The organism is Nitrospinota bacterium, from assembly GCA_009873635.1.
Lineage (GTDB): Bacteria > Nitrospinota > Nitrospinia > Nitrospinales > VA-1 > LS-NOB.
Window position 1 is genome coordinate 50,387 of record WAHY01000001.1, and the last position, 2,046, is coordinate 52,432.

Sequence of the window (2,046 nt, forward strand, 5' to 3'; positions counted from 1 at the left end):
GCCATTACCGTTACCATTTGACTGTGTCATAGCGAGTTGCCTCCAAAGTTCTGCGTATATTCAGATGAATGTTTTTTTATATATTTTGAGTCCCAGATATCAGAAATCACGGCGACCCCGAAGGCGCCATGTTCCAGACATTCGGGAACACGGTTCAGGTTAATACCTCCCAATGCCAGCACCGGCAGACGGACAGACTTTGTCACCTGGCGGAGCGGATCCAGGCCCTGCGGTGGACCGGATTTAGAGGGTGTTTCGTAAATAGGGCTGAAGGTGATGAAATCCGCGTCCTGCTGTTCAGCAAGCTGAGCCCCTTCCAATGAATGGGTTGATACCCCAACGATCAGGTTGGGGAAATTGTTTTTGATCTCACTGGCTTGCACACTGGCCTCTGTCAGGTGTACTCCATCTGCGCCGGCCATGATGGCGATATCTGCCCGGTCATTGATGAAAAGTTTGGCCTCGTAGCGTTGAATGAGAGGCTTGACCTCAAGCGCCAGGGCCAGCAGATCTTTGGGGTCCATGTTTTTTTCCCGCAGTTGCAGGGTGCGCACACCCCCTTGCAGGGCTTCTTCCAACGCTTCAAGGAACCGGTTCCTGCCGATTCGATTCAGGTCGGTGATGAGGTAAACCCGCAGGAAACCCAGATCCTGTTCAGTATGGAATGGGCTTGAAGTCATCATAAGCTTACAGTTCGATCAGGCCGTCCAGCGGACTGCTGGCTGAGGCATAAAGTTTTTTCGGGATGCGTCCCGCTTCATAGGCCATGCGGCCGCACTCCACCGCCATTTTCATGGCCTGTGCCATTTTAAGCGGGTCTTTGGCGCCGGCGATCGCGGTGTTCATTAAAATACCTGAAACGCCAAGCTCCATCGCGCGGCTGGCGTCGGAGGCGGTTCCCACTCCGGCATCAACGATCACCGGAACTTTGACCGCTTCAAGAATCAGTTTAAGGTTGTAGGGATTGCGGATGCCGAGTCCGGAGCCGATAGGAGCCGCGAGCGGCATGACTGCTGAACAACCAATGTCTTCAAGTTTTTTGCAGAGGATGACATCGTCGGTGCAATAAGGCAGAACATGGAAGCCGTCTTTGATGAGAAGCTTTGAGGCTTCGAGCGTTGCTTCGTTATCGGGGAACAGGGTTTTCTCGTCACCGATCACTTCTACTTTGACGATGTTGCCCAGTCCCGCTTCGCGTGCCAGTTCGCAGGTCATCACCGCTTCTTTTAGAGAATAACATCCTGCCGTGTTTGGCAGGAACGTGTATTTTTTCGGGTCGAGGTGGTTGAGTAAGGAGTCTTTATTTTTATCCAGTTCAATCCGTCTTACAGCGACCGTAACCATTTCGGCACCGGAAATTTCGATAGCCTGCCGGGTCTCATCGAACGATTTATATTTTCCGGTTCCGACAATCAGTCTGGACTTGAAAGTCTTGTCGCCAATTTTCATGAATTCTGTTTGTGTGCTCATAATTCCAGTCTTAAAAAATTAAAATTAAACACCACCGCCGACAGCGTGGACGATTTCAACTTCATCGTTTTCCTGTATTGGGGTTGTAGCGTATTTGGATTTTGGTACGACATGATGGTTCAGGGCCATAGCAAAATTAGGTGCCTGGATATCCAGTTCCAGGATCAGGTCCTCCAGGTTCTGGCTTTTCAGGATTTCTCGATTTTCACCGTTGATGATCAGTTTCATAGGATCTGTTGGATTTTCTAACAGGCAACTTACAGAGCCCTGAAAATGAGGTCTGATCATGGCCTGAATCAGGATTTATCTATCCCGAAAGAAAAACCCTCCAAAAAAGGACAAGGTTTAGTCCATAAAAGCCGTTAAACATTAATAAGACAAAAGCGGATCAAGACCGGGAGGGGGTTTTTGAAGGAAAGGCGGGCACAAAAAAAGCCGCATCCCAACCTTCGGGAAATGCAGCGTATCTCGAAAAAAGATGGCTCACTTCCCTTCGCTGGCATGACCCAGATCAGGTTCAAAGGGTCGTCCTTTTTCAGGACTCTCAGTTAAAAAACGCCCCCAGTGGTCGTGACA

General features: G+C 49.8%; 3 protein-coding genes and 1 riboswitch. All 3 genes read right to left on the bottom strand.

What is annotated here, in order from left to right; all coding sequences use genetic code 11:
- Positions 1-26: 26 nt before the first annotated feature.
- The 3 genes from thiE to thiS are packed head-to-tail and all read right to left on the bottom strand — an operon-like array spanning position 27 to position 1,698.
- Positions 27-680, bottom strand: a complete 654-nt coding sequence (gene thiE / locus F3741_00280) for a thiamine phosphate synthase (GenBank protein ID MZG29240.1) — start codon at positions 678-680, stop codon at positions 27-29.
- Between the two features lie 7 nt (positions 681-687).
- Positions 688-1,470 carry a thiazole synthase gene (locus F3741_00285; protein ID MZG29241.1) on the bottom strand — a complete coding sequence of 261 codons (783 nt, stop codon included), beginning with the start codon at positions 1,468-1,470 and terminating at the stop codon, positions 688-690.
- Positions 1,471-1,494: 24 nt separating this feature from the next.
- Positions 1,495-1,698 carry a sulfur carrier protein ThiS gene (thiS, locus tag F3741_00290; GenBank protein MZG29242.1) on the bottom strand — a complete coding sequence of 68 codons (204 nt, stop codon included), beginning with the start codon at positions 1,696-1,698 and terminating at the stop codon, positions 1,495-1,497.
- A 243-nt stretch (positions 1,699-1,941) separates the two neighbouring features.
- Positions 1,942-2,043: riboswitch (TPP riboswitch) on the bottom strand.
- Positions 2,044-2,046: the final 3 nt, after the last annotated feature.

Excerpts from the sequence above, each read along its gene's own strand:
- thiE (MZG29240.1), bottom strand. The coding sequence starts at position 680 with ATGACTTCAAGCCCATTCCATACTGAACAGGATCTGGGTTTCCTGCGG.
- thiS (MZG29242.1), bottom strand. The coding sequence starts at position 1,698 with ATGAAACTGATCATCAACGGTGAAAATCGAGAAATCCTGAAAAGCCAG.
- F3741_00285 (MZG29241.1), bottom strand. The coding sequence starts at position 1,470 with ATGAGCACACAAACAGAATTCATGAAAATTGGCGACAAGACTTTCAAG.